We start from the raw sequence: 5,419 nt of genomic DNA on the forward strand, positions 1-5,419 counted from the left end.
AGCACGCCTCTTTAGGCTACTGTTGACGGAACAACAGGTTCAGACATCATGCTGAACAATTACTTGTACGACTTCTTGTCGCACAATTTTATGTAAAGATACTCATTTTCAGTGAGATACACAAATATTTAGAGAACTTTTATTGCTGATATTCAGAGTTATATCATTAAATTCTTATGCTCGTTATTACCGGAGTTTCAAGTATCGTGACCAGGTCTTTCCAGTCTATTTTATATACTGTCACATCGTCCTTACGCTCTATTTTCATGAACTTATAGCCCTTGATGAAGGACTTCTCATGAAGGTAGTAGGCATTGCGCTCATAGTGTATCATACGAACCTTGCGCTGGTCTTTAGACATGAACATGTAAACATCGCCGTTTAACGGATCACGGTGGTACCTGCCGCGGATTATCTCACATATACGCTGAGCCTTGCATCTCATGTCGTGAAGCTCAGGAAGGTAGTAGAAGTTGTGAAGGCCGTTGATGCTCAGCATAAACCCTCCAATTTCTCCACCAGTGTTTTCAGCCCCTGATAGTCTAAGCCTTTCTTCTGTATGCACAAGCCCTCACGGGTTCTTATCGTTACCATGATGCTTCCTTTATGGGGAGATGTACGTTTGGGCTTGTCTTTAGCAACATCCTCATGTGTATTGTCGCTTTGGAGCAACTCTTCAGGAATACCTTCCACTTCTACAGGTACAACCTTCTTCTGTGTCTTCTTGAACCAGTCATAGAATGCCGTGTATGGAATATTGTTGCTGATGCAGAACGAGTTGATGGAAACTCCATTGGGTTCGCCCTCGGTCTTGTAGAGGAACCACAGTCTTTCAAAAACTTTTTCGCTAAACATAATCTTTCAAGTTTTAAGTTTAGCACGAAGGTATGGGAAAGAGACATGCTAGTCAATACGCCAATTTTGGAAGCTTACAATAAAAGCCGCCAAAATGACGGCTTCTTACATTGCAACACTGCATTTACAAGTAAACTGTTAATGGTTCTTTTAAACTATAATAATCTTCTATTTTTTGAAACTCTATTTCTTTGTTACGAAGTTCTTTATTTAATCGGCTTATTGTAGAATTTGTAATAATATTTCCACCATATCGGTTTCTTATTTCCTGTTCGTCAATACCTACTCTTTTTTTATTATATAGCACAGCAAAAGTATATGTTTTTATTATACCTTGATTTTTGTCAGTATCATTATAGTTCGAGCCATCATCAACCTTTATTAATCGACATACAAATTTTATTTTACCTTTCATTTTTGTAATTTTTAATATAACCCTAATATCTCTCTTTTATCCATATCTGTAAAAATGAAAATTGCACTTGCGAAACCTACCATAATGCAATCTTTGTTTTTGTATATCAAGACTGAAGCTTCACCTTGATTTTCAGTTCCTACGCATGAGTAGATCGTGTAGTTATCATCCTCACTAACATCTTCAATTTTTAAGACATCTGTTTTCTTAGGAAAGTGTACTTTAATATTTATCATACTCTTTTGTTCATCGATGGAAATTGTTGAACCATCAGATGTCACCTGTTGAATATGCTTTAATGCTTCATCTCCACTTATTCCTGCAAATGCAGCATTGGTTACAAAAACATTTTTAAATGTTTCGTGCCTTATTTGTGCATCAATTGATGCTATATTTAAGAGCAATACAATAATAGATAAAACTTTCTTCATATTTACATATCTTTTGTTAAGCACTACAAAGATATGGACAGCTTGCACATACTTTAATGGCAATTAATAAAGAAAAATGACCTAAATTTATATTAAGACTCAAGAATTTATGTTGCATACTATTATAAGAAAATGAAACCCGCCATTGAAACATCTTCAATGACGGGATACTCATTTTTCTGTAGATGTATCTACGACTTACTTATCATCATTTAAATTTTTCAAAGTAGTAAATACAGTATATATTACAGCAAAGCCAGATAAAGCATAGAAACATCTCTTCAAAAATTTATTATTATCTTCATTTATTTCTTCTTTATATTTAGAATAATTCATACAAAAATCAACAATCCATCTGGATATATTAAGTGACTCTTGATAACAAATTAATCTATCCTTTTGAACATTACGATTTATATTAATATGATTATATTGATTAGTTACACACCTTAGCCTGTTAAGTGACGATAATATATTATCACAATCATTTACATATTCTACTAGATGGATATACAGATTTTCAATCGCATCATTATTCTTTTCGGGCTTGGTCTCACCTATAATACAATAAATATCAGTTAATAAAGACTCCAAAACGTCCCTAAATAGCCTACAACATATCTTTGGATCATTATAGTAATAATCCAAGGCACTATGTATATATTTATATGTCTCTATAAAACCTGATTCTTTCAGAATATAAAAGTTTTGAATATTTACCATACTGCTACTATTTTTAAAGTGTATTATTCCCAAACGTCCACATCCTTTACATACTTCTTCATATTACCATTGGTATCTATATATAGATAATTAGTCATTGGCTGGCTAATCACCGAATAAGTATCATTAATCAGTCTCTCTGTCTGCTGAAACATAGTTTCACATTCATCTTTAAGCTTATTAATTTTATTTTTATAAAAAAGTGAACTTTCCGATTCATACTCTAAATAAGTGAGCACGTCATGTTTAACCTCACAAAATTTTGATAAATAAAAATTCCATGAACTAAGTTTAACCCTATCAGAAAAGTTACTTGCATCTTCTGTTTTATTGAGAAAATGAGCTATTTTTAACAAAATAATTGTTGCTATATAATTTAACATTTCAGCACCCATTACAATATTAAAATATATAAAAAAATTACTTCTCTCTAATTCCATTATCTTACTTTCTGCTTCTTTGAAATCTGTCAAATTTGATTCTACATTAAGACTAAAATTTCCATTTAAATTTTCTTGATATTTTTTTAATTCTTTAGATATTTCTTTGGCTGCACTATGTGCAAGCATAAAATCAGTGTCATAATATGTTGTTTTATTATTAATTTCTTTTAATATATCATAATTACTTCCTAAAGAAGCCCAACTTCCATTTATTATATGATTTTCTATTTTTCTATTCTGTTTATTTATTTTATCTAACTCATTCCAAATGCCCTTCAAATAATATTGTGAGGTTAGAATCGATAAGCAATTAAAAATCATAGAAGGTGCTAACTGACTAAATCCAACTTCTTGAAAGTTCGCTTGTTGTGAAATTTTTCCATTGGATGTAACAAACCCTCTCATAAGAGATGAATCCGTTTTAGATTTAGCCAATTCTGATAATGGAATATCACATTTAAGTAAACCAGAAAATGATCCATTAATAATACTAGTTCTTATAATCTCACTACTTGTATTACAAATCAATGATTTCCAATTGTTAATTTCTGCTTCATCCATTACAACCTCTTTATAATTCTTCTCTAAATCTAAAGAGTCTATTGACTCAATCATTACAGTTTTTATTGTAATTTCATCATTATATTTAGTTATTGGCTTAGGTTGAGTTTCATCAACTTTCTTTTGTAATGCTTTCTGTCCTTTATCTCGGAGTTTTTCGCGAGTAAATTCAATTAATCCAAGAGTAGCTAACGCTATGATAGCCATTAAACTCTTTTTCTTGCCATCTTCCATAAATCAATATTTAAAATTTTTAATTATTTTTCTACTTAACTCTTTAAAAGATTCCAGTGGTCTATCTTCTTTAAGAATGCTAGATAATGCAACTCCTCCAACTGCACCAATAGCAGCAGAAATACCTGCACGTATCCCAGAAGCAAGCAAACCAACTGGACCAGCAACTACAGTACTTAAAGCAAGAGTTCCAAACAATAATGTCCAAGTTGTTGCATTACTTTTTGTAGTAATTTTTTCTCCCGTATTCATAAAATATACAACCAGGGTTTTAAAATATGGAAAAGTTGATTGGTAATCTATGATGTTATATTTTATAATATCTTCATATTCCTCTTCTGAATATACATCTACAAATTGTTTTATTTGTTCAATACCCGTTATTCTTACTAATTCCATTTTATTCATCCGTATAACTTCTTCAAAATCACAACCTTTCTTTTTTAAAGTTTCTGATGCGTCTTGAGCCACTTGATAAATGTTTCTATATCGTTCAATATTAATTTCAAGAATATCAAAACACTTATTCAATGATTTCTCAGTCAAGGACCCCTGGCCTTTGAGATAGTTTCCCAATTGAGTAGGTGACGTTTCAATCAAACGAGCCAGGTTTGCTTGTGTCATACCACTCATTTTAAGTTTATCTGCTATTATATCATGTATCATTATATATTATGTTTTATTTTTTATACCGCAAATATATATCGTATTACGATATTTGCAAATATTTATATAGTTAATATTATTTAATAAAAGGATTTTTGCTACTTTTTGCGCCGACTGAAGCTCACTGTAAAAAGTAGTGGGCGGAAATTCCGCCCACCTTCATTCTATTAACTTGAGATATTTAAGAGGTCCGAACTCATCGGATTTTCTTCCCCATGTCCAATCGTATTCATACATATCATCTCCCCACTGCTGTGGGGAGTCAAATACAACTTTTACGTTCACTGAATATTTACAATCTTCAATTTCCGTGATGATACCTTTAGCCATCATACCAGTGAACATACATTCACACCTTTTTCCAATTATACTCTGATTTATTTCTGTAGTTTTCATATCTCATATATCCGTTAAGCGACCAAACATTTCTGTATCATTCCCATATTCTGATTTACCAAGTTTATTATTTGCTCATGGTATTCGGTATTCTTATTACATACACCTCGACTTTGTACAACCTTTAAAGTTTTCAATGAAACCTCAATAGTTTCAATGCGTTTACCTTCAATGGTAGCCGATAGTATCAAAGAATTTTCTTTCAGATAGTAGGAATTTGAAAATACACAATGGTGCATTATCTCAGCTTCCTCAATAAAATCATGGACACTGCTCAAAACGTGTACTTGAATTATGCCGTCCGTAAATGAAATACCGAAGAACTTACCCTTTTGTTCCTTATATATCCTTTCATTTTCAATAGCTTGAGCCTTTTTGCGTTCATTATCTTCTCGTCTGATTTCATCATTCCTTCTTTTGACCAACTTGTCATGTTCGGAAACAATATCTTTTGGACAAACGTATTTGGAATTGTGAATGTCCATTCCAAAGTGTTTCAGTAGTCTGATATAATCACACCATTCAGAAGGATTGGTGATTTCATAACCATTACGGATACATATTTTTAGGGCTGTCCAATATTCATTTACTCAAGTTTCTGATTTAGATTTTAGGCAGTTTGTGCATATGCCTGTAGTGCTTCCAGCCTCTTGTTGTTTTCGATAAGCTGACGCATCAGCGTGTCCTCATCTGCT

The 5,419-nt window shown here is 32.1% G+C and carries 8 protein-coding genes and 1 pseudogene; all 9 read right to left on the minus strand.

Annotated features, from left to right (window positions below; all coding sequences use genetic code 11):
* Window positions 1-166: 166 nt before the first annotated feature.
* The gene (gene tnpB, locus H6A27_RS13745; RefSeq protein WP_148330882.1) at window positions 167-499 is read right to left on the minus strand and encodes an IS66 family insertion sequence element accessory protein TnpB; all 333 of its coding nucleotides are present in this window, start codon (window positions 497-499) and stop codon (window positions 167-169) included.
* Window positions 493-855, minus strand: coding sequence for a hypothetical protein (locus H6A27_RS13750; RefSeq protein WP_204509093.1), 363 nt, complete (start codon window positions 853-855; stop codon window positions 493-495). The genes tnpB and H6A27_RS13750 overlap by 7 nt, the downstream gene beginning before the upstream one ends.
* Before the next feature lie 124 nt (window positions 856-979).
* Window positions 980-1,270 carry a hypothetical protein gene (locus H6A27_RS13755; RefSeq protein ID WP_204509094.1) on the minus strand — a complete coding sequence of 97 codons (291 nt, stop codon included), beginning with the start codon at window positions 1,268-1,270 and terminating at the stop codon, window positions 980-982.
* 11 nt (window positions 1,271-1,281) lie between these two features.
* On the minus strand, window positions 1,282-1,701 hold the full coding sequence (locus H6A27_RS13760; RefSeq protein WP_204509095.1) for a hypothetical protein: 420 nt from the start codon (window positions 1,699-1,701) through the stop codon (window positions 1,282-1,284).
* Between the two features lie 198 nt (window positions 1,702-1,899).
* Window positions 1,900-2,424, minus strand: a complete 525-nt coding sequence (locus H6A27_RS13765; protein WP_204509096.1) for a hypothetical protein — start codon at window positions 2,422-2,424, stop codon at window positions 1,900-1,902.
* A gap of 23 nt (window positions 2,425-2,447) precedes the next feature.
* Window positions 2,448-3,662, minus strand: coding sequence for a hypothetical protein (locus H6A27_RS13770; protein ID WP_204509097.1), 1,215 nt, complete (start codon window positions 3,660-3,662; stop codon window positions 2,448-2,450).
* Window positions 3,663-3,665: 3 nt separating this feature from the next.
* Entirely contained in the window at window positions 3,666-4,328 is a 663-nt protein-coding gene (locus H6A27_RS13775; protein WP_204509098.1) for a helix-turn-helix domain-containing protein, read from the minus strand.
* 159 nt (window positions 4,329-4,487) lie between these two features.
* Window positions 4,488-4,724: a DUF7258 domain-containing protein gene (locus H6A27_RS13780; protein ID WP_204509099.1), complete on the minus strand. Its 237-nt coding sequence runs from the start codon at window positions 4,722-4,724 to the stop codon at window positions 4,488-4,490.
* Window positions 4,725-4,738: 14 nt separating this feature from the next.
* A pseudogene (locus H6A27_RS13785) lies at window positions 4,739-5,308 on the minus strand (PcfJ domain-containing protein); the annotation flags it as partial.
* Window positions 5,309-5,419 lie beyond the last annotated feature (111 nt).

This window comes from Bacteroides caecigallinarum (assembly GCF_016902295.1).
In the GTDB taxonomy this organism is placed as follows: Bacteria; Bacteroidota; Bacteroidia; order Bacteroidales; family Bacteroidaceae; genus Phocaeicola; species Phocaeicola caecigallinarum_A.